The 23,838-nt window shown below is 63.2% G+C and carries 24 protein-coding genes; 9 read left to right on the top strand and 15 right to left on the bottom strand.

Annotated elements, in window-relative coordinates:
* The first annotated feature begins 277 nt into the window (after positions 1–277).
* From pnp to zntB, 5 genes are all read left to right on the top strand, one after another.
* The gene (pnp, locus tag BLT26_RS05205; protein WP_091509689.1) at positions 278–2,395 is read left to right on the top strand and encodes a polyribonucleotide nucleotidyltransferase; all 2,118 of its coding nucleotides are present in this window, start codon (positions 278–280) and stop codon (positions 2,393–2,395) included.
* A gap of 273 nt (positions 2,396–2,668) precedes the next feature.
* Positions 2,669–3,301, top strand: a complete 633-nt coding sequence (locus BLT26_RS05200) for a hypothetical protein (RefSeq protein WP_091509686.1) — start codon at positions 2,669–2,671, stop codon at positions 3,299–3,301.
* The gene (locus tag BLT26_RS05195; RefSeq protein WP_091509685.1) at positions 3,291–3,698 is read left to right on the top strand and encodes a GFA family protein; all 408 of its coding nucleotides are present in this window, start codon (positions 3,291–3,293) and stop codon (positions 3,696–3,698) included. The genes BLT26_RS05200 and BLT26_RS05195 overlap by 11 nt, the downstream gene beginning before the upstream one ends.
* Positions 3,699–3,742: 44 nt before the next feature.
* Complete coding sequence (locus BLT26_RS05190; protein ID WP_175453030.1) at positions 3,743–4,612, top strand: D-hexose-6-phosphate mutarotase; 870 nt, start codon at positions 3,743–3,745, stop codon at positions 4,610–4,612.
* Complete coding sequence (zntB, locus tag BLT26_RS05185) at positions 4,613–5,614, top strand: zinc transporter ZntB (RefSeq protein ID WP_091509680.1); 1,002 nt, start codon at positions 4,613–4,615, stop codon at positions 5,612–5,614.
* Between the two features lie 28 nt (positions 5,615–5,642).
* On the opposite strand, the gene BLT26_RS05180 is transcribed toward zntB, so the two are convergent.
* The 10 genes from BLT26_RS05180 to dksA form a co-directional block, all read right to left on the bottom strand.
* Positions 5,643–6,440: an acyl-CoA thioesterase gene (locus tag BLT26_RS05180; RefSeq protein WP_091509676.1), complete on the bottom strand. Its 798-nt coding sequence runs from the start codon at positions 6,438–6,440 to the stop codon at positions 5,643–5,645.
* Positions 6,441–6,460: 20 nt separating this feature from the next.
* Positions 6,461–7,276: a 3-methyl-2-oxobutanoate hydroxymethyltransferase gene (panB, locus tag BLT26_RS05175; protein WP_091509671.1), complete on the bottom strand. Its 816-nt coding sequence runs from the start codon at positions 7,274–7,276 to the stop codon at positions 6,461–6,463.
* Between the two features lie 4 nt (positions 7,277–7,280).
* Entirely contained in the window at positions 7,281–7,967 is a 687-nt protein-coding gene (locus BLT26_RS05170) for a deoxynucleoside kinase (protein ID WP_091509668.1), read from the bottom strand.
* Positions 7,968–8,039: 72 nt separating this feature from the next.
* A complete protein-coding gene (gene folK / locus BLT26_RS05165) occupies positions 8,040–8,516 on the bottom strand; it encodes a 2-amino-4-hydroxy-6-hydroxymethyldihydropteridine diphosphokinase (RefSeq protein WP_091509664.1) in 477 nt (158 codons plus the stop codon).
* 2 nt (positions 8,517–8,518) lie between these two features.
* Positions 8,519–9,871 carry a polynucleotide adenylyltransferase PcnB gene (gene pcnB, locus BLT26_RS05160; RefSeq protein ID WP_091509660.1) on the bottom strand — a complete coding sequence of 451 codons (1,353 nt, stop codon included), beginning with the start codon at positions 9,869–9,871 and terminating at the stop codon, positions 8,519–8,521.
* A 783-nt stretch (positions 9,872–10,654) separates the two neighbouring features.
* On the bottom strand, positions 10,655–12,043 hold the full coding sequence (locus BLT26_RS05155) for a sigma-54-dependent transcriptional regulator (RefSeq protein WP_091509657.1): 1,389 nt from the start codon (positions 12,041–12,043) through the stop codon (positions 10,655–10,657).
* A gap of 129 nt (positions 12,044–12,172) precedes the next feature.
* Positions 12,173–15,133, bottom strand: coding sequence for an ATP-binding protein (locus tag BLT26_RS05150; protein WP_091509653.1), 2,961 nt, complete (start codon positions 15,131–15,133; stop codon positions 12,173–12,175).
* A complete protein-coding gene (locus BLT26_RS16455; protein ID WP_175453029.1) occupies positions 15,123–15,299 on the bottom strand; it encodes a hypothetical protein in 177 nt (58 codons plus the stop codon). The genes BLT26_RS05150 and BLT26_RS16455 overlap by 11 nt, the downstream gene beginning before the upstream one ends.
* Positions 15,300–15,347: 48 nt before the next feature.
* On the bottom strand, positions 15,348–16,244 hold the full coding sequence (gene gluQRS, locus BLT26_RS05145; protein ID WP_091509650.1) for a tRNA glutamyl-Q(34) synthetase GluQRS: 897 nt from the start codon (positions 16,242–16,244) through the stop codon (positions 15,348–15,350).
* Positions 16,245–16,344: 100 nt separating this feature from the next.
* Positions 16,345–16,782, bottom strand: coding sequence for an RNA polymerase-binding protein DksA (dksA, locus tag BLT26_RS05140; protein ID WP_091509647.1), 438 nt, complete (start codon positions 16,780–16,782; stop codon positions 16,345–16,347).
* A 327-nt stretch (positions 16,783–17,109) separates the two neighbouring features.
* On the opposite strand from dksA, the gene sfsA reads away from it, so the two are divergent.
* Positions 17,110–17,817: a DNA/RNA nuclease SfsA gene (gene sfsA, locus BLT26_RS05135; protein ID WP_091509644.1), complete on the top strand. Its 708-nt coding sequence runs from the start codon at positions 17,110–17,112 to the stop codon at positions 17,815–17,817.
* A 51-nt stretch (positions 17,818–17,868) separates the two neighbouring features.
* On the opposite strand, the gene BLT26_RS05130 is transcribed toward sfsA, so the two are convergent.
* From BLT26_RS05130 to BLT26_RS05115, 4 genes are all read right to left on the bottom strand, one after another.
* Positions 17,869–18,213, bottom strand: coding sequence for a Rieske (2Fe-2S) protein (locus BLT26_RS05130; RefSeq protein ID WP_091509640.1), 345 nt, complete (start codon positions 18,211–18,213; stop codon positions 17,869–17,871).
* A 48-nt stretch (positions 18,214–18,261) separates the two neighbouring features.
* Entirely contained in the window at positions 18,262–19,317 is a 1,056-nt protein-coding gene (locus BLT26_RS05125) for a S1C family serine protease (RefSeq protein WP_091509634.1), read from the bottom strand.
* 92 nt (positions 19,318–19,409) lie between these two features.
* Positions 19,410–20,288 carry a protease HtpX gene (gene htpX, locus BLT26_RS05120; protein ID WP_091509624.1) on the bottom strand — a complete coding sequence of 293 codons (879 nt, stop codon included), beginning with the start codon at positions 20,286–20,288 and terminating at the stop codon, positions 19,410–19,412.
* A 115-nt stretch (positions 20,289–20,403) separates the two neighbouring features.
* On the bottom strand, positions 20,404–20,688 hold the full coding sequence (locus BLT26_RS05115; RefSeq protein WP_091509620.1) for a TfoX/Sxy family protein: 285 nt from the start codon (positions 20,686–20,688) through the stop codon (positions 20,404–20,406).
* A gap of 266 nt (positions 20,689–20,954) precedes the next feature.
* Here BLT26_RS05115 and BLT26_RS05110 point away from each other — a divergent pair, with 266 nt between their 5' ends.
* From BLT26_RS05110 to BLT26_RS05100, 3 genes are all read left to right on the top strand, one after another.
* Entirely contained in the window at positions 20,955–21,680 is a 726-nt protein-coding gene (locus BLT26_RS05110; protein WP_245720597.1) for a M15 family metallopeptidase, read from the top strand.
* A 64-nt stretch (positions 21,681–21,744) separates the two neighbouring features.
* Complete coding sequence (gene cysE / locus BLT26_RS05105) at positions 21,745–22,503, top strand: serine O-acetyltransferase (protein WP_091509613.1); 759 nt, start codon at positions 21,745–21,747, stop codon at positions 22,501–22,503.
* Between the two features lie 80 nt (positions 22,504–22,583).
* Positions 22,584–23,090 (top strand): hypothetical protein, encoded by a 507-nt coding sequence (locus BLT26_RS05100; RefSeq protein WP_091509610.1) that lies wholly within the window; start codon positions 22,584–22,586, stop codon positions 23,088–23,090.
* Positions 23,091–23,188: 98 nt separating this feature from the next.
* Here BLT26_RS05100 and ppa read toward each other — a convergent pair whose 3' ends face one another.
* On the bottom strand, positions 23,189–23,725 hold the full coding sequence (gene ppa / locus BLT26_RS05095) for an inorganic diphosphatase (protein ID WP_091509606.1): 537 nt from the start codon (positions 23,723–23,725) through the stop codon (positions 23,189–23,191).
* Positions 23,726–23,838: the final 113 nt, after the last annotated feature.

The following is a 23,838-nucleotide window of genomic DNA, read 5'->3' as shown; positions in this document are numbered from 1 at the left end:
CCCTGGAATGCCCGCCTCTGGCGGGCATTCTTCTTTTTACAGACTTTCAGGAGAGGGGCATTGCCGGTCTCCTGGGGTTGCGCCAGCCCGGCAGGTATTCATAGCAATTGCCGATCTGGTGTGCTCGCCGGCAACATGCCGGGAGCGCCGGGCGCCAGCCCGGCTCGCGGGCCCGGGCCCGCTGTTATCGTTCCCGCGGTGGTATTTCTTTCGCGGGGGCGTGCTTTGTAGGGGTTACTGGAATGGGCCAGTAACCGACAGGAGACAGGAAAAAAACGTGAATCCAGTAAGCAAAACCTTCCAGTACGGCAATCAGCAAGTCACCATCGAGACCGGCCGCGTCGCGCGCCAGGCTACCGGTGCGGCGTTGGTCACCATGGGCGAGACCGTGGTGCTGTGTACCGTTGTGGGCGCCAAGGAAGCCAAGCCCGACCAGGGTTTCTTCCCGCTGTCCGTACACTACCAGGAAAAGGCCTACGCGGCCGGCAAGATTCCCGGTGGCTTCTTCAAGCGTGAAGGCCGCCCGTCCGAGAAAGAGACCCTAACTTCCCGCCTGATCGACCGACCGATCCGTCCGCTGTTCCCGAACGGCTTCATGAACGAAGTACAGGTGATGATCACCGTGCTTTCCGCCGAAAAGGACGTGGATCCGGATATCGCCGGCATGATAGGCACTTCTGCTGCGTTGTCCGTGTCCGGCATCCCGTTCGGTGGCCCCATTGGTGCCGCCCGCGTCGGATACACCCAGGAAGACGGTTACCTGCTGAACCCGACTTACAGCGCGCTGGCCAAGTCCGAGCTGGACATGGTTGTCGCCGGCACCAAGGACGCTGTGCTGATGGTTGAATCCGAAGCCAAGGAGCTGCCGGAAGACATCATGCTGGGCGCGGTATTGTTCGCACACCAGGAAATGCAGGCTGTAGTCAAAGTCTGCGAAGAGCTGAAAGCTGAAGCAGGCAAGCCCGAGTGGGACTGGCAGCCAGAGCCGGTGAACGAAGAGCTGAAGGCCGCCCTGGAAAACCAGTTCGGTGACAAGGTGGCCGAGGCCTACCGTATCACCGACAAGCAGCAGCGCACCACCCGCCTGGGCGAGCTGCGCAGTGAGGCTGCCGAGGCCCTGGCCACTGAAGAAGTGGATGAGGGGACAGTCAAGAAATACTTCGGCAAGCTCGAGAAGAAGATCGTACGCGGCGCCGTGGTTCGCGGTGAGCCCCGTATCGACGGTCGCGACACCAAGACCGTGCGCCCGATCAGCGTAGAAGTCGGCGTGCTGCCCAAAGGTCACGGTTCCGCGCTGTTTACCCGCGGCGAAACCCAGGCGCTGGTGGTATCAACCCTGGGCGCTACCCGCGATGCGCAGATCATCGACGCTCTCGAAGGCGAGCGCAAAGACTACTTCATGCTGCACTACAACTTCCCCCCCTACTCAGTAGGTGAGGCGGGTCGCGTAGGTGCCACCGGCCGTCGCGAAATCGGCCACGGCCGCCTGGCCCGTCGCGGTATCGCGGCTGTGCTGCCGGACCCGGAGAGCTTCCCCTACACCCTGCGTGTGGTTTCCGAGATCACCGAATCCAACGGCTCCAGCTCCATGGCTTCCGTCTGTGGTTCCAGCCTGGCGCTGATGGACGCCGGCGTGCCGCTGAAGGCGCCGGTAGCCGGTATCGCCATGGGCCTGGTGAAAGAGGACGATGGCTATGCGGTCCTGACCGATATCCTCGGTGACGAGGACCACCTCGGCGACATGGACTTCAAGGTAGCGGGTACTGCCTCCGGCGTAACCGCGTTGCAGATGGACATCAAGATCGAGGGCATCACCGAAGAGATCATGGAGACCGCGCTGGAGCAGGCCCTGCATGCCCGCCTGCATATCCTGGCGGAGATGAACAAGGTGATCGGTGAGTCCCGCGCTACCGTCAACGAGAACGCACCGCGTTACGCGACCCTGAAGATCCACCCGGACAAGATCCGCGATGTGATCGGTAAGGGCGGTGCAACCATCCGTTCCATCACCGAGGAAACCGGCGCTTCCATCGATATCGAGGACGACGGCACCGTCAAGGTATTCGGTGAGGACGGCGAGAGCCTGGAGGCGGCGGTTACCCGCATCGAGGAAATCACCGCGGAAGCCGAGATCGGTGCTATCTATGAGGGCACCGTGGTACGTATCGTCGACTTCGGCGCGTTCGTGAACTTCCTGCCCGGCAAGGACGGTCTGGTGCACATCTCGCAGATCGCCGAGGAGCGTGTCAATGCGGTGACCGACTACCTGAGCGAAGGCCAGAAGGTGTTCGTGAAGGTGCTGGACGTAGACCAGCGCGGCCGCATCAAGCTGTCCATCAAGGAAGCTCAGGCCGACCGTGCTGAAGTCGAGGGCTCTGCCTCCGACGAGGGCTGAACCACGCCCCCCCAGCTATGTCACTGAGGTGACTTGGCTATACGAAAACCCCGGCCCGTGCCGGGGTTTTTTTTGCCTCCCAGTTGCGGAGCAGCCCAGGCCTCCGTTGGCTTGCTACCGCCCCGGAGGGGAACGGATCTGGGAGAAGAATTTTGAGTGGGCGTACACTGCCCGAATGCCCCGACTGGCCGGGGCATTTTTATTGCGCATTGCGCATTTCCCGCCCCAGTCCGTTAGAATCCGGGTAAAGCATGACGGGAGAGTCGCATCTTGTTGGGTTACTGGTTGGCGGAGGTACTGTTGTCCCTGGCCGCATTGCTGGTGGCCAGCCAGTACTGGTATCTGACGCGGGAGCGCTGCCAGTCGCCCGCGCTGCTGGTGGTGGCGGCGCTGTTGCCGCTGGCGCTGGCTGCGGCCACCGGTGCCTACCGCTATACCATCGACCCCGGCGTTACCGGCTGGCACCGGGTATTCTCGGCGCTGTCTGCCCAGCTGACGTTCCCGCTGGTTGGGGTTGCGCTGGCGTGGGTTTACCTTCTGCCCGAGAGGGGAGTTGACAGCCGGGCGCCCGCATACGGCGTGCTGACCCTGGCCACCGGTGCCGCCGTATACCTGATCGCGACGGACAGCTCCCGTTTTCCTGTCGCTGGTATCGGTCTGGCGTTGTGGTTGGGCGTGGCGCTCGCTGCCGCGTTCCGGCGACGCCTGTCACCGCCAGCTGCGACGTTGCTGTCACTCGGTCCGCTGCTGGTGGTCTTTGCAAGTCTTGCCGTAGGCACGGGCGCCACCAGGCTGCTGGGCATCGCACGTATGAACTGGTTCCACCTGCTGTTGGCCATTGCGGTGCTGACGCTGCTCTGTGCCCGACCACTGTTCGGAGAAGGGAAAGAGGGCAATGGAAGGTAATCACTGGAATCTGCAGGGGGGCTGTCACTGCGGCCGGGTTCGTTTCCGCGCGAAATTGCCGAGGAGCGCCGGCGAGGCGCTGGTGGCCCATGCCTGCAACTGTTCCATTTGCGCAAAGTCCGGTTTCCAGCACCTGATCGTGCCCGCTGCGGCATTCGATTTATTGCAGGGCAAAGAAGACCTCTCCTGCTACACCTTCAACTCCGGGGTGGCCCGACATTATTTCTGTCGCCATTGCGGGATAAAGTCTTTCTATGTTCCCCGTTCAAACCCGGATGGCTACAGCATCAACCTGCGCTGCCTGGATGAGAGGCCCGCGGGGGTGCGGGTGGAGCCTTTTGACGGCAAGAACTGGGAGCGCCATGCCGGCGCACTGGCAGGACTGAGCAGACGGTAAGTATCAGTAGGGGCAGTCAGGTATCCGCAGGAGGAAGTGAAATAGTGAGTGAGCAGCTACAAACCGGGAAAATAACCTATACCGATAGCGGTGCCCTGTACAACAAACCGGGTCTCGAACTCGTGGTGGTGGAAAGTGAGCGCTGCAGGGCCGTGCTTGCATTACAGGGCGCACAGCTGCTGGAGTTCCAGGCCAGGGACAGGGCGCCGATGCTGTGGCTCAGCCCCAGGGCATACTTTCAGGAAGGGGTGCCGATCCGGGGCGGAATTCCCCTGTGCATGCCCTGGTTCGGCCCCGGTCGTGAGTCGGGGCTGCCCAAGCACGGGGTGGCGCGCACCAGGCCCTGGCAACTGCAATCTGCGCGTGAATGCGAGAATGGCAGTGTCGAGTTGGTGTGTACATACAATCACACCGGTGACGAGATGTTCACCCCTTTTCGCTGTACCGTGACCATGACCCTGGCCGATACGATCGCTCTGGCGCTGGAGCTTGAGAATACGGCCGGGGCGAGTGCCGAATTCAGCTGGGCCTGGCATACCTACTTTGCCGTCGATGATGTGCGGGCGACCCGTGTTCTCGGCCTGGAAAAAACGGATTACCTGGACAACACCCGTGGCCTGGAGCGCGGCCGGCAGGAAGGAGCGGTGACTTTCCCGGGTGAGGTGGACCGGGTCTACGAGGACGCGGGGCCGGCGCAGAGAATCGACAGCGCGAGTCCCGTCACCACGCGTAGTGAAAACTGCCGCAGCGTGATCACCTGGAATCCCGGTCCACAGCTGGCCGCGAGTATGGATGATATCGGCGAGCATTTCGGGCAATTCGTCTGTGTTGAACATGGCAATGCGTTCGCCAACAGCTGGCGCCTGGCGTCGGGCGAACTGGCTCACGCGCGCCTTGAGCTGGAGAACGGCTAGATGGTCAGCGGCGAAGGCCAGGTGCCATACACCGGGCAGTCGGGGCTGCTCCACGCAGTGCTCTTGGATGGGCGCGGCGCTGCGCGGCAGCTCGGGTGGCATGAGGTGGAGCAGTGGCGGCCGGAGCAGGGTAGCCTGTGGCTGCATTTCGACTACACGGATGACGGAGTCGCCGACTGGCTGAGGCGCGGGAGCGGTGTGCCGCCCCTGGTGGCCGAGGCCCTGCTCACCGAGGAAACCCGACCGCGCACCACCACCATTGATGAGGGGCTGCTGGTGGCCCTGCGGGGTGTGAACCTCAACCCCGAATCCCAGCCGGAGGATATGGTTTCCATTCGCCTGTGGGTGGAGGAACGCCGGGTGATCAGCACCCGCAAGCGGCGCCTGCTTTCAGTTACCGACCTGCTGGAACAGCTTCGCAAGGGGCGTGGCCCGGAAGACAGCGCGTCAGTGCTTGTGGACCTGGCCGACCTCCTGGTATGGCGCATGGGAGCCACTGTGGATTCTTTTGAGGATAGCATCGACAGCCTCGAGGACCGGGTGCTCAGCGAGAGCAATGCGGCTCTGCGCGCTGACCTGGGCCGGCTGCGCAAGCAGACCATCACCCTGCGGCGCTACCTGTCACCACAGCGCGAGGCGCTGGCGCGGCTGTTACAGGAGAGGGTTCCCTGGCTTGAGGAACCCCGGCGTCTTCAGTTGCGTGAAGTGAGTGACCGGTTACTCCGACATATCGAGGATATCGATGCGGTGCGCGAGCGTGCCGCTGTTACCCAGGAAGAGCTGATGAGCCGTATATCGGAACAGCTCAACAGTCGTATGTACGTGCTGTCGGTGGTCGCCGCTGTGTTCCTGCCGCTGGGCTTCCTGACCGGACTGCTGGGTATCAATGTGGGCGGTATTCCGGGGACCGACAGTCCCCAGGCTTTTTACGTTTTCTGCGGTGTACTGGCAGTTGCGGTGCTGATCCAGCTGGTGGTGTTTCGCTGGAAAAGGTGGCTGTAACCCCGGCGCATTGCGCGCGCAGGAATATTCAGCCAAACACGGTAACGGTCTGGCGGCTGAAGGCCACCGGTTGGCCCTGCGGCCCCCACAGCCGCGCCTGCGCCACACCATAACCATCTTCGGCCTGTTCCACATCGGCCAGGTACTGCCACCATTCACCACAACCGGCAGAGGGCAGGGGTTCCATGAATTCCAGGGTCCAGGTGAGTGAGCTGGCCGGGGCCGGCTGCTTGAGCATGGGCAGGATGGCGGGCGGCCATGCGTCGACCAGCGCCAGCAGGTGGCCGATGGTGACCGGTACTTTTCCCTCTTCCTCACCGCGGAACCGCACCCAGCCGCCGAAGCGATTGCTTGCGCTGCCACTGAAAGGCATGTCACCGACGGAAATCCGGTAATCAAATCTCTGGGTGAATTCGGGTACCAGGCCCTCGATATACGGTAGCGGCTGGAGTTCTCCCGGGGGCATGAAATGGGGCGCGGTATCGGCGGCGACGTGGACAGCCGAGTCGCGGCCGGAGCCGAAACTGGCCAGCGCTGCCAGTACCGGGGCCCCGTTCTGCTGCATCCGCCCCTCCACCTGGGTCACGGAGCGCCCGGCACGCAGCACCTCGCTTGTCAGCGAGGTTTTGCCGGCCCCCACCGGGGCGACAAAGGAAAAAGTGATGGAGCGGAGTGTACTCGCCGGGTCGACGCGGGCAGCGAGCTGCTCGTACAGCATGGCGGCCACCAGGCCCCCGAATGTGGCGCGTCCCTGGCCCCAGCCGGGGGGGATTTCCGGGGTGGCATCTTTCCCCCGGCAGGCGGACAGCAGCTCGGTGAATTCCACGATGACTCCCCTGGTGGTACTCAGTTGAAAGTGTGGCTTTCGTCCGGGAAGACGCCGTTTTTCACATCCTCCGCGTACTTGCGCAGCGCCCCGGGGATATCCCCTGCCTCTACCAGGAAGTTCTTGGAGAATTTTGGCGGCTTCTCGGTGAGGCCCAGGATGTCATTGATTACCAGGACCTGGGCGTCCGTATCGCGACCGGCACCTATGCCGATGGTGGGCATGGAAACCGCCTCGGTGATGCGCTGTGCCAGCGGTGCCGGCACACACTCGAGCACCAGCAGGTCAGCGCCTGCCTCATCGAGCAAGGCGGCATCATTCAGGATCTCACCTGCGGTATCTTCATCGCGCCCCTGGACCCGGAAGCCACCCAGCTTGTGCACCGACTGTGGCGTCAGGCCGAGGTGGGCACAGACCGGGATGCCGCGGTCGGTGAGCATCCGCACGGTTTCCGCCAGCCAGGCGCCACCCTCGATTTTTACCATGTGGGCGCCCGCCTGCATGATACGGGTGGCGTTGGCCAGGGCCTGCTCCGGCGTGGCGTAGGTCATGAAGGGCATGTCCCCCATGATCAGCGATTTCCTGTTGCCACGGGCCACGGCTTCCACGTGGTAAATCATCTGCTCCATGGTGACCGGGATGGTGCTGTCAAACCCCAGCACTGTCATGCCAAGGGAATCGCCAACCAGCAGCACCTCTACACCGGTCCTCTGTGCCATGGCAGCCATCGGGGCATCATAAAGGGCAACGGTGATGAACTTCTCGCCGTCTGCTTTCATCCGGCGCAGCGTCTGTACCGTGACCGGTTTGGCCAGTTCTGAGGTTCCGTAAGGCATTCGATCAGTTCCCCGGGTTGTAGTAATGGCGACCGCTGGTGATGGTCAACATATATTCCACCAGCTGGCAGTAGTCCTCCTGGCGGCTGACAATGTCGATATCCTCGCTGTTGACGATCAGCAGCGGCGCCTCATCGTAATAATGGAAAAAGTTGGTGTACGCCTCATTGAGGGTTGCCAGGTATTCATTGCTGATGCTTCGTTCGGCGGCAATTCCCCGTGTGCGGATGCGTTCCTGCAGCACACCGAGGGGTGCCTGCAGGTAGATTACCAGGTCGGGCTTGGGGGCCTGCAGGGTCAGGTGCCGGTATACCTGTTGGTACAGTGCGAGTTCGTCCGCGTCGAGTGTAACTTCAGCGAACAGCTGGTCCTTCTCGATGAGGAAATCGGAGACCCGCACCGGCTTGAACATGTCATCCTGGCGCAGGGACTGGATCTGCTGCGACCGTTGCAGCAGGAAGTGCAGCTGGGTCGGCAGGGCGGCGCTACTCGGGTCCCGGTAAAATCGCTCAAGGAACGGGTTTTCTTCGGGCAGTTCCAGCAGCGTATCGTAGTTGAATGTTGCGGCGAGCTTCTTCGCCAGGGTGGTCTTCCCGACCCCGATGTTCCCTTCTACGGCGATAAAGCGCGGCGGGATTGCGCCGCTGATATCGGGTTCCTGCTGTTGTGGGGCTTCGGTTGCTGTAGACACCGGGTCTCACTCCTTCTTCTTGTCTTCCGTACTCTGCAAACATATCGGGTTCACCCCGGTGAACCCCGGCCCTCAGAGTTTCTCCAGGCGGTTCGGCGGGCAATGCCTGAGCAGTGAGGCCAGCGACTCGCCGGTGGGCAGAACCAGCCTGGGCTCCAGCTCGGCCAGTGGCAGCAGTACGAAGTTACGCTCCGCCATGCGGGGATGGGGTACCTGCAGGCGTTCGGAATCCAGTACTTCCTCGCCGAACAACAGGATATCAAGATCCAGCGTGCGCGCTCCCCAGCGAATACTGCGTTCGCGCCCCTGGTCTGCCTCTATGGCCTGGAGGGCGTCGAGGAGTTCGCCCGCTGACAGGCCCGAATCTATTTCCGCGACAGCATTGAGGTAATCTGGCTGCTCGCCCGGCCCCACAGCGGCACTGCGGTAGAAGCTCGAGCAGCGCAGCAGGCGGGTGCGGGGGAGTGCGTCCAGTGCGCTCAGGGCAGCCTGCAATTGCTGCCGTGGCGCTTCCAGGTTGCTGCCCAGGCCGATAAAGCAGCGCCGCACGATCAGTCCTGCCCCGTTCCGGGGCGGGGGCCCCGACGGCGTCGCCCGCCGCGGCTCCGGCGCCCGCCACCGGAGCGCGGTAGCTTGCGTACCATCTGCTCGCGCGCATCCTCGTCGGCCTGCTGGAAATCGGTCCACCATTGCCCCAGCCCCGGCTCTATTTCACCGGATTCCTCGCGCAGCAGCAGGAAATCATATGCCGCGCGGAACCGTGGGTGCTCGCTCAGGCGCTGTGCCCGTGAGCCGCTGCGACGGGGCAGGCGCGACTGCATTTCCCAGATTTCCCGCATGGGCAGGGAAAACCGCTTGGGGATGGAGGTATGGGCCAGCTGGGAGCCCGTCACTTTCTGCGCTGCGCCGGCCAGGGCCGGCACCTCCGGGGTACCCTTATCCATCAGCTTGCGCTGTTCCCGGGCAACCGCCGGCCACAGGAGGGCTGCATATAGGAACGCAGGCGTAACACGTTTGTCGGCGCGAATCCGGTCGTCGGTATTGCGCAGGGCGATCCGGGTAAGCGCCTCGGCGGTGGGATCGTCCAGGAAGGCGTCGTTATCGGGAAACAGGTGCTGCCACAGCCCGTGTTCCCGCAGCAGCTCGAAAGTGCGCTCGCCGTGCCCGCTCATCAACAGTTTCAGGACTTCGTCGAACAGTCGCGCCGGGGCGATATTGCGCAGCAGCGGGGCCAGCTCGTGCAGGGGCGCCGCGGTATTGCGCTCGATCTCGAAATCCAGCTTGGCGGCAAAGCGCACTGCGCGCAGCATCCGCACCGGGTCTTCCTTGTAGCGGGTCTCCGGGTCCCCGATCATACGGATCAGGCGGTGCTCAATATCGCTGACCCCGCCCGTATAGTCATGGATCTCAAACCCATTGGTGGTGTAGTAGAGGGCATTGACGGTGAAATCCCGTCGAATCGCATCACTTTCCAGATCGCCATAGACATTGTCGCGCAGGAGCATACCGTGCTCGGACTGCTGTGCCTCGTGCTCCTCGCCCTCGCTGTGGTGGCCGCGGAAGGTGGTTACCTCGATGATCTCGCGGCCAATACGGGCGTGGAGGATGCGAAAGCGGCGCCCGACGATGCGCGAGCCGCGAAAGAGCTGCTTGGCCTCTTCCGGGGTGGCGTCGGTGGCCACATCAAAATCCTTGGGATGCCCCCCCAGTAACAGGTCTCGTACGCCACCGCCGACGATGTAGGCCTGGAAACCCGCGTCCTGCAGGCGTTTCATCACCGTCAGGGCTGCGCGGCTGATGTCGCGCCGGGACAGGTTGTGGTCGCTGCGCGGGATGATACGCAGGCTGTTGGTACTGGCCGGCTTGCGCCAGCGCTTGATACTACTGATCAGGGAATTGAGCATACGGCTGTTTGTCTTGACTGCTGCCACGGGGTGGCGATGAATCCGGTCTGGATTGACGCGCAAATTCTACCACAGCCTCGAACAGGGCCGGAGTCAACATTACGGGGAGGCGAAGGAGGGGTGAAACGGGAAAGTGGACAGGCCGGTGGCGGTGCCTGAGGCAACCGCCCCCTTAGAGACAACCCTTTCCAGCTAGAAAGGACTAAAGGGAGTTATTGTTATGGCTATGAAGGCAGCGGCTTCCCTGCGCTATTAATTTGCTGTCTAGCAAACACCCTCTCCCAGGTACAATCAGTCAGTTTTTACGCGCTTGTGCTTATTTTTGTTCTGCTTTCTTTATTGTTATTGTTTATTGTTATTTTTTATTGTTTTTCAGGTTTTGGTCACTGTTTGCTTTTATTCTCGACCGCCCCTTTATTGTTATTGTGTTTCGCCCACTTATTGTCAGTTGTTATTAGGGCTTAAACAGTCATTTATTTTTATTCTTGGCTGTTCTTCGTTCTTGTACTAGAGGGAAAGCATTTAGCGTGCCAACTTTTGAAAAGCCTTATAAAACAATGGGTTACGATTTTTGATGTTCTCTGTGACGCCACAAGAAGCGCGATGGACGTTACGGAAGTCGCGGCAGTTGTTACGGACGGTGAGACCCGGGTAACACTTTCAGTGCAGGGCCGGGAACTTTTCGCGCAGATATTGATCGCCTGGCGGTGGGCCGCCCGGGCGCTGCCCGACTTGGTGGGGTGTGGGAATGACCGGGCCGCGGGAGGCGGCCGGGGCGTGGGATCAGGCTTCGGCAGCAGTGCGGCGGGACTTCTTGCGGGGAATACCGAGCTTCTGGCGGCGCTCCCACAGGCACTTGCGACTGACACCAAGCTTCTTGGCCAGCTCGGTCTCGCTCATGGTGTCCTGGTGCTCGAGCACGAAGCGGGCGAAGTAGTCTTCCAGGGACAGGTCCTCGCGCGGGTCTGAGTGCAGGCTGCGGGGCCTGCGCTCGGGGTCGGCTTCATCTACCGGTACCAGGTCGAGGTCGATATCCAGCGTCTTGTGGTCGATTTCGCTGCAGTTGTCCTCGGTGAGGATCACTGCCCGCTGGATCGCATTCTCCAGTTCGCGCACGTTACCGGGCCAGGTATAGGTTGTTACCGCCTGTATAGCCTCGGGTGACAGTTTCAAGATGGGTCGCCCCACCTTGGCGCAGAACTTCTCGAGCAGGTGCTCCGCGATCGCGAGTACATCCTTGCCCCGTTCCCGAAGGGGAGCCAGTGTCATCTGCACCACGTTAATCCGGTAGTAGAGGTCCTCGCGGAACTTGCGTTCGCTGGCCAGCTGGCGCAGGTTGCGGTGGGTCGCCGCCACCAGCCGGACATCAACCTTGCGTGACTCGATCGCACCGATCGGTCGAACCTCCCCTTCCTGCAGCACCCGCAGCAGCCGCGCCTGTGCTTCCAGGGGCAGTTCACCGATCTCATCGAGGAACAGGGTGCCGCCGTCAGCGGCGGCCACCAGGCCCTCCCGGGCCGTCTGGGCACCGGTAAAGGCTCCCTTTTCGTGACCAAAAAGTTCCGCTTCTATCAGTGTGTCCGGGATTGCTGCACAGTTCACGGAGATCAGGGGCTTGCCCGCCCGGCGGCTCTCTTCGTGGATGGCACGCGCCACCAGCTCCTTGCCGGTGCCTGTCTCGCCGTGCACCAGAACCGTCGCGTCTGTGGGCGCCACCTTGTGGATGCGGGCATAGAGTTCGCGCATGACCGGGCTGCTGCCGATCATGCCGGCAATGGTGCGGCTGGCAGCCGGACCGGCCTTGTTGGCGGCACGGTTCTGCTCGGCCTTGCCGATCACGCGGCGCACGGTGGCGATCATCTCATCGTGATCGAACGGCTTGGCGATATAGTCGGCGGCGCCCATGCGCATGGAATCCACCGCAGAGCGCAGGCTGGCGTAGCTGGTCATGATCAGCACAGGGACATCGCCGGCGACCTTCAGCAAGTCGGTGCCGGGGGCGCCCGGCAGGCGGAGGTCGGAAATAATCAGGTCGACATCGCTGAGGCGGTACTTTCCGGTTGCCTCGCGCACGGAGCCAGCCTCGCTCACCCGGTACTTGTGCCGCTCCAGCAGCTTGCGCAGCGCAGTACGAATGATGGCTTCATCTTCTACGATCAGGATGTGGCTCATGTGTTACGCCTGGTTACAAAACACTCAGAGGGGGCCTAGTTTTACTCGCCAGGCGTTTCGATGCAACTCAATCGGGGTGAGCTGGCCAAGTTTGCACGAATTTTGCCCAGATGCGGGCGCGGGCGACATTTATCTTGCCAGCGGCAGCTGCACGATGAACTTTGCTCCGCGCCCGGCTACCGGGTCAGCGGGGCTCACCAGCTCCAGCTGGCCCTCGTGCTCCTCGACGATGCTGTAGACCATCGCCAGTCCCAGCCCGGTACCCTCGCCGGGCTCCTTGGTGGTGAAGAAGGGCTCCAGGATCCGCTCGCGGTTCCGCGGCGAGATCCCCGGACCCTCGTCGGTCACCGCCACACAGGCGTAGCCGGCCTCCAGGTGGCCATCGATACGCACATTGCCACCGTCGGGACTGGCATCGCGGGCGTTACTGAGCAGGTTGATGAACACCTGGATCAGGCGCTGGTTGTCGCCGGGAACGATCAGGTCCTGCGGCACGGCGTTGGTGAAGCTGACCTGGGTCTTGTCGCGCTGCAGTGACAGCAGTTGCACTGCCTCCTGCACGCAGGCATAGAGGTCCACCGGCGCACGCTCGCTCTCCTGCGTGCCGCTGTGGGAAAAGTTGACCAGGGACTGCACGATACGGCTGATGCGCTGGGTCTGGCTGAGTATCTGGTCGGCAGTCTCATGCACGTCCTTGCTTTCCGACTCGAAGTGCAGGTTCTGCGCCAGGCACGCGATGCCGGTGACGGGGTTGCCCACCTCATGGGCGACGCCGGCGGCGAGCCGGCCCACGGAAGCCAGCCGCTCGCTGTGGATCAGCTCCTGCTCCAGCACCTGGGTCTCGGTGATGTCCTCCACCAGCAGCATCTGGCCGTCGCCCCGGTCCCGCGGGCTGAGTGGAGTGCCGCTGCTCTGCAGCCGTGTCTTGTGCAGGTTCAGCCAGTGGTTGTCGCCGTCGATGGTGACCTGTTGCTTCAGGCGACTGCCCTCGTCCGAGTCGGCGAATTCGGCGAGCAGGCTGTGCCAGGGCTCTGGCAGGTAGTCCAGCTTGGCGCCCAGCACCTCGCCGGCCGAGATGCCGGTGACGTCCTGCATGGCGTAATTCCACAACAGTATTTCGCCGTCGCGTCCCAGTGAGCAGGCCGCCAGCGGCAGCTCCTCCAGCATCTGCCGGTGGTAGAGGCGCAGGTTGTTGAGTTCTGCCGCCAGGCCTGTCAGCTGGTTCTTGTAGCGGCCCAGCCGCGACTCGATCAGGTGAATGTCCTTGTTGGCGGGCTGGTCGCTGTTCTTGAACGGGAAGTGGCGGTCGATGATCTGGCCTGCCAGGACCCGCCCCAGCAGGCCCGAGAGGTTGGCCTCGAGCCGGTTGCGCAGCTGGCGCAGGGCGTAGGGGCGACGCTCGTCGTCTGGCAGCCGCAGTTGGCGCAGGGCCTTGTTGACCTCGTGGTTGGCTGTGGCACCACCCAGGCTCTCGGCCAGGCGCAGGCGGAAATCCGCGGCGGACTGCACGTCGAGTTCCAGCCGCAGGGCCTGGCTCAGGGTGTCGTCGCTGCACAGGTCGGCCGCGTACTGCTCCATGTTACTGGCCGGTGTCAGCAGGGAGAGGCCCACGAACAGCAGCACATTGACCCCGAGCGAGAGCGTCGTGACCTGGGTCCAGATGGTCATGCCCAGCGGTAACTGCATCTCGGTGCCCGGCAGGGTGAAGCCGCTGATACCGAATACCGACGGCAGCAGCAGCCCGCAGCCCCACACCAGCATGCCCGCGACCATCCCGGCGATGAACCCGCGCCGGTTGCCGCGGGGCCAGTGGAGTACGGCAAAGATACCCGGCAGGAACTGTAGTGAGGCGATAAACGCCATCAGCGCCAGGTCGGAGAGTGACAGCCGGTTGTTCAGCAGCAGGTAGAAGGCAAACCCGGCCAGGAACAGCGCCGCGACCAGGGCCCGGCGCAGCCACACCAGCTGGCGATACATATTGTCTTCAGAGTGCCAGCGTGTGCCCGGCAGCAGCCAGTGATTCATCACCATGGTGGACAGTGCGAGGATAATCATGATCAGCGCGCCGGTGGCCGCGGACAGGCCGCCGACGAAGGCGGCCACGGTCAAGAGCGCAGAACCGCTGGCGCGGGGCACGGCCAGGGCGAAATACTGCACCGGCTCGGTGACGTCCAGTGCAAATCCCGCCCACATGATCGGGAAGATGGGCAGCGCCATCAGCAGCAGGAACAGGGGGAAGCCCCAGCTGGCGATACGCAGGGTTTTTTCGGCAGAGCGCTCGGCAATGCTCAGGTAGAAGATATGGGGCATGGCCACTGCGGTGGCGATAAACACCAGCAGGAGGGTATGCGAGGAGCCCTGCTCGATGGGGCTGTACAACAGCTGCTGCATGTCGCTGTTTTCTGCCAGCCACTGGTTGAGTCCGCCCATGCCGCCGAAGACTCCGTACACCGCGTAAAAACCCACGGCCAGCAGGGCCAACAGCTTGACGGTAGATTCCAGCGCCATCGCGGCCACGAGGCCTGTGCGCCTTTCGCGGTTTGCGCCGTAGAGTGCTGTGAATACCGCCAGTAGTACGCAGTAGAAAAAAGCGATCAGGTTCTTCGCACTGAGGCCCGCGTTCGGCAATGCCAGCGCTGCGACACTATCCCGCGACAGCAGGGCGAGCGTCTCGGCCACAGCCTGGATCTGCAGGGCGATCAGCGGCAAGAGGCCCAGTAACATAAAGAGGGTGGCAAGGGTCCCGGCGCCGCGGCTGTGGTACCTGAACACCAGCAGGTCCGCCGGCGATGTGAGCTGGTAGCGCTGGGCCAGCCGGGCCAGGGGTTCCAGTGCCACCGGCGCGAACAGGAACATCGCGCCAGTGCCCAGGTAGTAGGCCAGCACCCCGTAGCCGTGTTGCCACGCCAGATCGACTACGCCGTAAAAGGTCCAGGCGCTCAGCGAGACACCCAGCGACAGCACATAGAACAGTGGCCGGCGCACCCAGCGCGAAGGCAGCCAGCCCTTGGACGTGGCGAAAGCCACGAAGAACAGGGCGGCGATATAAGCGACGCCGATCAGGGCAATGTGCAAGATCTCAAATGTCATTGGAGCCGCGCCTGAGCTGGATGAAGAGCGCCAGCAGGATCAGTACGAACCAGAGGATAAAGGGACGGTACCAGGCCCCGGACGGGTTGATCATCCAGGTGAAAATGGTGGGGGAGAACACATAGCCCACCAGGACCAGCAGGATTAGCAGCGTGCGATTACTCATAGTTGGGTCCGGGACAGCGGGCTGACGGTGGAATCTGGCGGGAAAATGTTAATTGCCCTGATCCGCCTGTGCAATCCGGTCCAGCGGGCGGTTGCGGCGATCCACCTGCCGGCGCTGCCAGCGCGCCGTGGCCCAGCTGAGGATCCCTGCCGGGGGCTCGGCCTCCAGGCCGGCGGGCACGCGGAAGCCGAGGAACTGTAATGCCGTTACCAGGTTGGCCGGCGCCTGGCGGTCGTCCAGCGCCGGTGCGCGATTCTGCTTGCTGAGCTTCTGTCCACCGGGGTTCATGACCAGCGGCAGGTGGCCGAATTGTGGCGGTGCGGCGCCCAGGATCCGGAACAGCCGCTGCTGGGCGCCAGTGGTTTCCAGCAGGTCGGCCCCGCGCACGATATGGCTGATGCCCTGGTCGATATCATCGACCACGACAGCCAGCTGGTAGGCGTAGAGTCCGTCGCGGCGGCGCAGGATCGTGTCCTCGCCGATAGCCTGGCATTGCTGCCCGTACCACAGGTCGTCAAAAGACTCCTCACCCCCCGAGCACTCCAGGCGCACGGCGCAGGGACCCTGTTCCTCGCGCTGCGCGCGACAGGCTGTATCGTCATGCCCGCCCCGGCGGCGAATCTCCGCTCGGGAGCAGTGACAGGCGTATGTGAGTCCGCGGCCGGCCAGCTCGGCCAGGCGCGCGTCATAGAGGTGGTGACGATGACTCTGGAAGGCCACCGTGCCGTGCCAGTGCAGGCCGTGTGCGTCGAGGGATTTCAGGATGCGGTCCGCAGCACCGGGTTCCTCGCGCGGGGGGTCCAGGTCCTCCATGCGCACCAGCCACTGGCCCCCATGGGCGACAGCGTCGAGGTAACTGCCAACGGCGCATACCAGGGAACCGAAATGCAGTGGTCCCGTAGGTGAGGGCGCGAAGCGGCCGATATAGCGTGCAGGGGTATTCATCGGGAGGAGAACGGTATGGGTCCGGCTGACCCGGCCAGGGGCTCCTGCAGGGGGAGCCGGGCGACCATGGGGATCGCCCGCCGGGTTGAGTGATCAGGGCTCAGCCGGAGATCTGCCGTTCCTTGATTTCTGCCAGGGTCTTGCAGTCGACGCAGAGCGTGGCAGTGGGGCGGGCCTCGAGGCGGCGGATGCCGATTTCCACGCCACAGGCCTCACAGAAGCCGTAGTCATCCTGGTCGATCAGTTCCAGGGTGGCGTCGATTTTCTTGATCAGCTTGCGCTCGCGGTCGCGGGTGCGCAGCTCCAGGCTGAATTCCTCTTCCTGGCTGGCGCGGTCCGCCGGGTCCGGGAAATTGGCAGCTTCATCCTTCATATGGGAAACGGTGCGGTCCACTTCCGCCATCAGCTCGGCCTTCCAGGCCAGCAGCAAGTTGCGGAAGTGCTCCTGCTGCTTCTCATTCATGTACTCTTCGCCCTTCTTCTCCTTGTAGGGCTCAAAGCCGTGCAGAGATTCGGTGCTCGCAGCAGTTTTGGGCATAGTCGTTGCCTCTCTTTCTATACGGGCCCCCTGATATGAGGGCTGTACCACCAAATTCAATATGTCCCGACCCGCGCCTGGATTTTGCGTGAGGCTGGACACTAGCCTAGACCGATTTTCACTGGGTTGATGCTTTTTTGACCCCGCTGTTGGTTTTGCAACCACACCGGGGTCGGGTGCATCGGTCAGCGTTATGGCCGGCTATTCCTTTCCCGGCGCCATACCCCGGGCGACCGAGAGCGAGGAAACTACCAAATCTCTGCAGTTCGCGCCACAAAATGTTGTCTGGTATTTTGTGGCGCCAGATTTGTCCGCAAAGGTCTTACTGTGAAGTTTAATCCTCCGCTGCAACGCGGCACCCTGCTGCGGCGCTACAAGCGCTTTCTCGCCGATATCGAAACAGAGTCCGGCGACTTCATGACAGTTCACTGCCCGAACACGGGCTCCATGAAGAACTGCTGGCTGGAAAACTCCCCCTGCTGGTATTCGGATTCCGGCAACCCGAAGCGCAAGTACCGGCACAGCCTGGAGATCACCACCACACCGGAAGGCGCACTGGCTGGCGTCAATACCGGTCGCGCCAATAGCCTGGTGGAGGAGGCGATCGCCACGGGTATCGTTACCGAGTTGCAGGGTTACCGGGAGGTGCGGCGCGAGGTTCGTTACGGGGCGGAAAACAGCCGCATCGACCTGCTGCTCCGGGGCGATGCCGGCGACTGTTATGTTGAGGTAAAGAACGTCACCCTCGCGGAGGGCGGCCGGGGCCTGTTTCCCGATGCGGTCAGCACTCGCGGCGCCAAACATTTGCGGGAACTGCAGAAGCTGGCCGAGGATGGTGTGCGCGCCGTGCTTTTTTACTGCGTGCAGCACTCGGGGATAGAGACGGTTGGGCCGGCACGGGAAATCGACCCGGCCTACGCCAGTGCGCTGGATGCGGCATTGGGGGCCGGCGTGGAAGTGATAGCCTATCGCGCCCGCATGGATGCCGGGGAGATCGCGCTTGTGGAGCCCGTGCCCTTCTCCGACCGGGGGTAGGTTAACGTCCGGCCGCCGCGAGGGGAGCCGTCTGCGGCAGCTGGATCCGGATCAGTCTGCCAGCAGCACGTACAGTCCCTCCGGGCTGTGCTCGACCGGTACCGGGGTCAGGGCCTCCCCGGCACAGGGGCCGGCGATGCATTCGCCGGACTCGATCAGGAACAGGGCACCGTGGGAGGCGCACTGGATCAGCGCACCGTCGGGATCGAGGAACTGGTCGGGCTGCCAGTCCAGGTTGATGCCCTGGTGGGGGCAGGTATTCTTGTAGGCGTACACCTCGCCGTCTTTCATCACGGCAAAGACATTGTCCGTACCCGCGGCAGTGTCCCCCAGTGAGAAGCCTTTTGATTGCCCCTCGCTCAACTCGTCATAACGGCAAAGAAAATATTTCTGCACGACAACTCTGTTACTTTTTCCTGTGGTTAATCGGCTCTGGCTGCCCGCTCACTCGGGCGCGGCCAGTGTAATGTAAGTCTGCTGCTCCTGCCCGTCGCGCAGGAATTCCAGCCTCACCTGGTCGCCCGCCCGGTGTTTCTCGAGGGCGTTCATCAGGTCGTCGTAATTGCGCACCGGATCGTCATCCACGGCGATGATCACGTCGCCCAGCTGCCAGCCGCCACGCTCGGTGCGGAAGACCCCGCGCAGGCCGGCCTCCTCGGCAGGCATGCCGGGTGCGGTCCGCAGCACCGCCACCCCCTCGACGCCCAGCCGGATCGCCCACTGATCCGGGGCGGACTCGATGCCCAGCACCGGGCGCACCAGCCGACCGTGGGCGATCAGCTGCGGAACTATCTTCTTGACCGTGTCCACGGGAATGGCGAAGCCGATGCCGACGCTGGCGCCGCTGGGACTGTAGATGGCGGTATTCACCCCGATCAGCTCGCCACGGGAATTCAGCAGCGGACCGCCGGAATTGCCGGGATTGATCGCCGCGTCAGTCTGGATCACGTTGCGGATGGTGCGGTTATTGGCCGCGTGTATCTCCCGGCCCAGTGCGCTGACCACGCCCGTGGTGAGGGTGGTGTCCAGCCCAAAGGGGTTGCCGATGGCGAGCACCTTGCGGCCCACCGACAGCTCGCGCGAAGTCCCGGGTACCAGCGGCACCAGCAGCTCCTGCGGGGCGTTGATCCTGAGTACCGCCAGGTCCTTCTCGGGCGCGGACCCCACCAGCTCGGCGGGCCATTCGCTGCGGTCCTGGAGGGTGATGGTGACCTTGCGCGCCCCCTCGATTACGTGGAAATTGGTGACGACATGCCCCTGCCGGTCCCAGATAAAACCGCTGCCGGCGCCCTTGGGCACCGAATGCATGCGCAGGCTCCAGCGATCGCGCACGAGGGTCTCATTGGTGACGTACACCACCGAGGGACTGGCGAAGTTGAACACCTCCATGGTGTTTTTCTCGTCGTCGGTGGAGAAGTCTGGCAGGAGTGATTCTGCGCCCGCGAGGGTGGACAGGAGCAACAGGGGGATGGCGAAAAGGGTGGCGGCCAGTCTGTTCATGATCCGGGGTCGTGTTTCGAGCTGGTTCAGTGGCCGGCCGCCAGGTGGCGGTCGGCCCGTCAGGGTAGGGCGGCTCGCCGCCGCCCTGTGAGTTATCGATTCTGCAGGGCGAGGATGCGATCCTCAAGAGGTGGGTGGCTGGCAAACAGCGCGCCCATATTGCCGTAGATCCCGAAGGCCTTCATGTTGCTCGGCAGCGGCTGTTCGCGGCCCGCCTCGGACTCCTGCTTGATGCGCATGAGGGCGCCGGCCATGGATTCCCTGCTAGTGAGCCCCGCTCCGGCGGCATCCGCGCGATACTCGCGCCGGCGGCTGAACCAGGCCACCACCATCATGGCGAGGAAGCCGAACAGGATATCCATGATGATCGAGGTCACGTAGTAGCCGATCCCCAGGCCCTGCTCGTTCTTCAGGATCACCCGGTCGACAAAGAATCCCACCAGTCGCGCAAAGAACATCACGAAGGTGTTCACGACGCCCTGCACCAGCGCCAGCGTCACCATGTCGCCGTTGGCGACGTGGCCGATCTCGTGGCCAATCACCGCGCGCGCCTCGTCGCGGTTGAAGCGCTGCAGCAGGCCTGCGCTCACCGCCACCAGCGCACTGTTGCGGTTCCAGCCGGTGGCGAAGGCGTTCGCCTGCTGCATGGGGAAGATGCCCACGTCAGGCATGCCGATGCCGGCCTTCTGGGACAGTTCGCGCACGGTATCCACCAGCCACTGCTCATCCGCCGTGCCCGGCTGGGTGATCACCTGGGTGCGGGTGGTCATGCGAGCGATTGTCTTCGAAAGCAACAGCGATACGAAGGCGCCGCCGAAACCGAATACCGCACACAGGGTCAGCAGTCCGGACAGGTTCAGGTCGACGCCGTTGGCGGCGAGGATGCCCTCGAAACCGAACAGGTTGAAGATGATCCCGGCCAGTACCAGCACGGCCAGGTTGGTCAGCAAAAACAAACCAATGCGCAACATCGGCTCTTTCTCCAGTAAAAATCCTTGGGAGAAGTGTAGATAGGGGCGCAGGGGGAGGTTTACAAGATGGGGCTCGCGCCTCGCCGGCGCTTTTTTGCCGCCGTCCGGGACCGGTTCAGTTCTGGTCCTGCCGGGCCAGCATCTGGTCCGCCTCATTCGCGAGGCGACGCTTGAGGTCCGGGTCCAGGTCGTTCCAGTGGACGTCGAGCAGTGCGCCCTGGAGTGCATAGAGGAGGACACGGGACGCGTTGATACCCCGGCCGCGGATACTGGTAAAGGCCTCCACGGGGCCTACCCGGCGCAGGTCGTCGCAGGTGCGGATGCCGATGGAGTGGAGAATATTGACCGAGGCGAGTCCGAGGTTCTTGAGTTTTAACAGCTCTGATTGACTCGGGTGCATTGTGATCTTCCTTGATGTAGTGGCCACTTGCATCTTGTTTACCGGTCCCTTCCCTGAACCGAGCGCCTCAAAATATCATAAGTGGATAAGCCGTCAAAAGTTAATCAGCATAAGACTTAAGCGATTTTTTTCAATTTCTGCTCGGTCACCGGTCACGCCCCTGGTGGCGCCGGTCAATTCTGACTTTCTTTACAGGTCCGTGCGGGAAATGTAGTAACTTTAGCTGGAACCTGCGGGGATTCAGGCCGTAAATCAGGATATGTGTGATGTTAGATGCCGTGTTGGAGCGAATGCTTTTCGGGCTCACCGACGAACATGTCATAGTTGAGCCGGTGTCCGGGCAGCTGCTGCATCCCGAGGCGCTGGTGGCTTTCGAGCGCCTGCGGGAGGCGGCACGGGAAGCCGGTTTCGAACCGAAAGTGGTATCGGGCTTTCGGGATTTCGAGCGCCAGCGCACCATCTGGAATGGCAAGGCGGCGGGGCAGCGTCCGCTACTGGACAGCCACGGCGCACCGCTGGAGTCGGCCTCCCTCTCTGAGCGCGAGCTGGTATTCGCCATCCTGCGCTGGTCCGCATTGCCGGGCGCGTCGCGCCACCACTGGGGCACCGACTTCGATGTGATCGACGCCGCCGCGGTACCGGAAGACTATCGGCCGCAGCTGACCCCGCAAGAGGTTGCCGACGAGGGAGTATTCGGCCCGTTTCACTGCTGGCTCGACGAGCGCATCGCCACCGGAGAGAGCTTCGGGCTCTTCCGGCCCTACGGCCGGGACCGCGGCGGCGTGGCGCCCGAACGCTGGCACCTGAGTTACGCGCCGCGCGCCCGCGAGCTGGACGAGCTGCTGACGCCGGCGGCGCTGCGCCGACTGTGGCGGGAGCAAGGGGGGCTCGAGTTGTGCGACACTGTGTGCGCCAACCTGGATGAAATCTATACCCGCTTCGTGCGGGTGCCGGCGGAGTGCTACCCGCAGAACTGCCGGCTGGATAACTGAGGTAAATGCTATCAACGGCAATGCAATTGATCACGGAGGCAGGACGCGGGACGTCTGGGGCGCAATGCGCGCCGAGGCGGCCGAGGCCGCTGCCGGGGAGCCGGTGCTCGCGAGCTATTTCCACAACACCATCCTGCGGCACAAGTCGCTGGACCTGGCACTGGCCTACCAGCTCGCCTCGGTGCTGGACCACAGCGCCCTGACCGCCACTGCCCTGCAGGAAGTGATTGCCGCCGCCCTTGCCGACGACAGGAGCATTTCCGCGTCGATGCAGGCCGATATCTGTGCCTGGTACGACCGGGATCCCGCCTGCGAGCAGTACCTGACACCCTTCCTCTATTTCAAGGGGTTCCACGCGCTGCAGTCACACAGGGTGGCGCACTGGCTGTGGCAGCAGGGCCGCGAGACCCTGGCGCTCTACTTCCAGAGCCGCGTGTCGGAGCAGTTTGGGGTGGATATCCACCCCGCGGCGCGCTTCGGCTCCGGTATCATGATCGACCACGCCACCGGCCTGGTGGTGGGCGAGACCACGGTGGTGGGCGATGACGTGTCGATCCTGCATTCGGTGACCCTCGGCGGCAGCGGCAGCGGCCGCGGCGACCGCCACCCGAAGATCGCCCGTGGGGTCATGATCGGTGCCGGTGCCAAGATCCTGGGGCCGGTCCATGTGGGCGAGGATGTGCGGGTCGCTGCCGGCAGCCTGGTGCTGGCGGATGTCCCCGCCAACACGACGGTGGCGGGGGTGCCCGCGCGCCAGGTGGGCGGCAAGTCCGCCGCGGCGCCCGCCTACACCATGGACCAGACCCTGGATTCTGACGACTGAGATACAGAACTCTGCGCCATGGCAGGCATAATTCGCACAGTAGAGTAAAAGAACAAAACGGAAGGGACTGAGGAAGACCAATGTCTGAGATTCGCTACAGCCTTATCTTTCGCGGCGACCTGGTGCCCGGCTACACCGCCGAGGATGTGAAGGCCAACCTGGCGCGCCTGTTCAAGGCCGGCCCGGGTACGGTGGAAAAGCTGTTCAGCGGCCGTCCGCTGGCGATCAAGAAGGGTCTCCCCGAGGCCCAGGCACGGCAGATGCTGGCGGCCCTGGAGAAGGCAGGTGCGCAGGCGGCCCTGAAGGCCGAGGGGGAGGCACCCGCTGCGCAAAAGCCTGCTGCAGCCGCACCGCGCCCGGCGCCCGAATCGCGGCCCGGTCCCCGGCCGGAAGCCGCTGGCGGGCTGAGCGTCGCCCCCATGGATGGCAACCTGGTCAAGGACCATGAGCGCGAGCGCAAGTCGGAAGTGCAGGTAGAGGTGGGTCACCTGAGCCTGAAGCCACAGCAGGGCAACCTGGTGGACGAGAGTGAACAGAAGCGCGCGCCGGCGGCGCGGGTACAGGTGCCGGACTGGCAGCTGGACTGATTGAGGGGCAGGGAGGCGCTGCGGGTGCGCGGCGCATTCTGCTGGCATAAAAAAACCGGCCATTGGCCGGTTTTTTTATGCCAGGGGAGCGGGGGCGATCAGCCCTCTTCCTTCAGGTAGCGCTCGCGGGAGGACATTACCTCGGCGCGCGCGGCGTCGGCGTTGTCCCAACCCTCTACCTTCACCCACTTGCCGGGTTCCAGCGCCTTGTAGTTCTCGAAGTAGTGCTCGATCTGCTTGAGCAGCAACTCCGGCAGGTCGCCGATCTCCTGTACGTGGTCGTACAGCTTGGTCAGCTTGGTGTGCGGTACCGCCAGCAGCTTGGCATCGACGCCCGACTCATCGGTCATCTTCAGTACGCCGATTACGCGGGAACGGATAACAGAGCCGACCATGACCGGGTAGGGGGCCACGACCAGCACGTCCAGGGGATCGCCATCTTCGGACAGGGTCTGCGGCACGTAGCCGTAGTTGGCCGGGTAGAACATGGGGGTGGCCACGAAACGGTCGACAAACACCGCGTCCGCGTCCTTGTCCACTTCGTACTTGATCGGATCGTGGTTGGCCGGGATCTCGATGATGACGTTGATATCGTTGGGCAGGTCCTTACCTGCGGAAACCTTGTCGAAGCTCATTGCTGTTCCTGATTAAGAAGTGGACGAAAAATCGGGAGCGCGGATTATAAACCCTGAGCGACGTCCCTGAAAGCGCCAGCAGACGAGGAGCGGCAGCGGATTTCCCCGCCACC

The sequence above is a fragment of the Microbulbifer yueqingensis genome (assembly GCF_900100355.1).
GTDB classification, from domain to species: Bacteria; Pseudomonadota; Gammaproteobacteria; order Pseudomonadales; family Cellvibrionaceae; genus Microbulbifer; species Microbulbifer yueqingensis.
This window is presented reverse-complemented; position numbering and strand designations above follow the sequence as displayed.

Coding starts and splice junctions, on each gene's coding strand:
- BLT26_RS05195 (WP_091509685.1), top strand. CDS start 3,291: ATGGAAGGTAATCACTGGAATCTGCAGGGGGGCTGTCACTGCGGCCGG.
- zntB (WP_091509680.1), top strand. CDS start 4,613: ATGGTCAGCGGCGAAGGCCAGGTGCCATACACCGGGCAGTCGGGGCTG.
- panB (WP_091509671.1), bottom strand. CDS start 7,276: ATGCCTTACGGAACCTCAGAACTGGCCAAACCGGTCACGGTACAGACG.
- pcnB (WP_091509660.1), bottom strand. CDS start 9,871: ATGCTCAATTCCCTGATCAGTAGTATCAAGCGCTGGCGCAAGCCGGCC.
- BLT26_RS05155 (WP_091509657.1), bottom strand. CDS start 12,043: ATGAGCCACATCCTGATCGTAGAAGATGAAGCCATCATTCGTACTGCG.
- BLT26_RS05150 (WP_091509653.1), bottom strand. CDS start 15,133: ATGACATTTGAGATCTTGCACATTGCCCTGATCGGCGTCGCTTATATC.
- BLT26_RS16455 (WP_175453029.1), bottom strand. CDS start 15,299: ATGAGTAATCGCACGCTGCTAATCCTGCTGGTCCTGGTGGGCTATGTG.
- gluQRS (WP_091509650.1), bottom strand. CDS start 16,244: ATGAATACCCCTGCACGCTATATCGGCCGCTTCGCGCCCTCACCTACG.
- dksA (WP_091509647.1), bottom strand. CDS start 16,782: ATGCCCAAAACTGCTGCGAGCACCGAATCTCTGCACGGCTTTGAGCCC.
- BLT26_RS05125 (WP_091509634.1), bottom strand. CDS start 19,317: ATGAACAGACTGGCCGCCACCCTTTTCGCCATCCCCCTGTTGCTCCTG.
- htpX (WP_091509624.1), bottom strand. CDS start 20,288: ATGTTGCGCATTGGTTTGTTTTTGCTGACCAACCTGGCCGTGCTGGTA.
- BLT26_RS05115 (WP_091509620.1), bottom strand. CDS start 20,688: ATGCACCCGAGTCAATCAGAGCTGTTAAAACTCAAGAACCTCGGACTC.
- BLT26_RS05110 (WP_245720597.1), top strand. CDS start 20,955: ATGTTAGATGCCGTGTTGGAGCGAATGCTTTTCGGGCTCACCGACGAA.
- cysE (WP_091509613.1), top strand. CDS start 21,745: ATGCGCGCCGAGGCGGCCGAGGCCGCTGCCGGGGAGCCGGTGCTCGCG.
- BLT26_RS05100 (WP_091509610.1), top strand. CDS start 22,584: ATGTCTGAGATTCGCTACAGCCTTATCTTTCGCGGCGACCTGGTGCCC.
- ppa (WP_091509606.1), bottom strand. CDS start 23,725: ATGAGCTTCGACAAGGTTTCCGCAGGTAAGGACCTGCCCAACGATATC.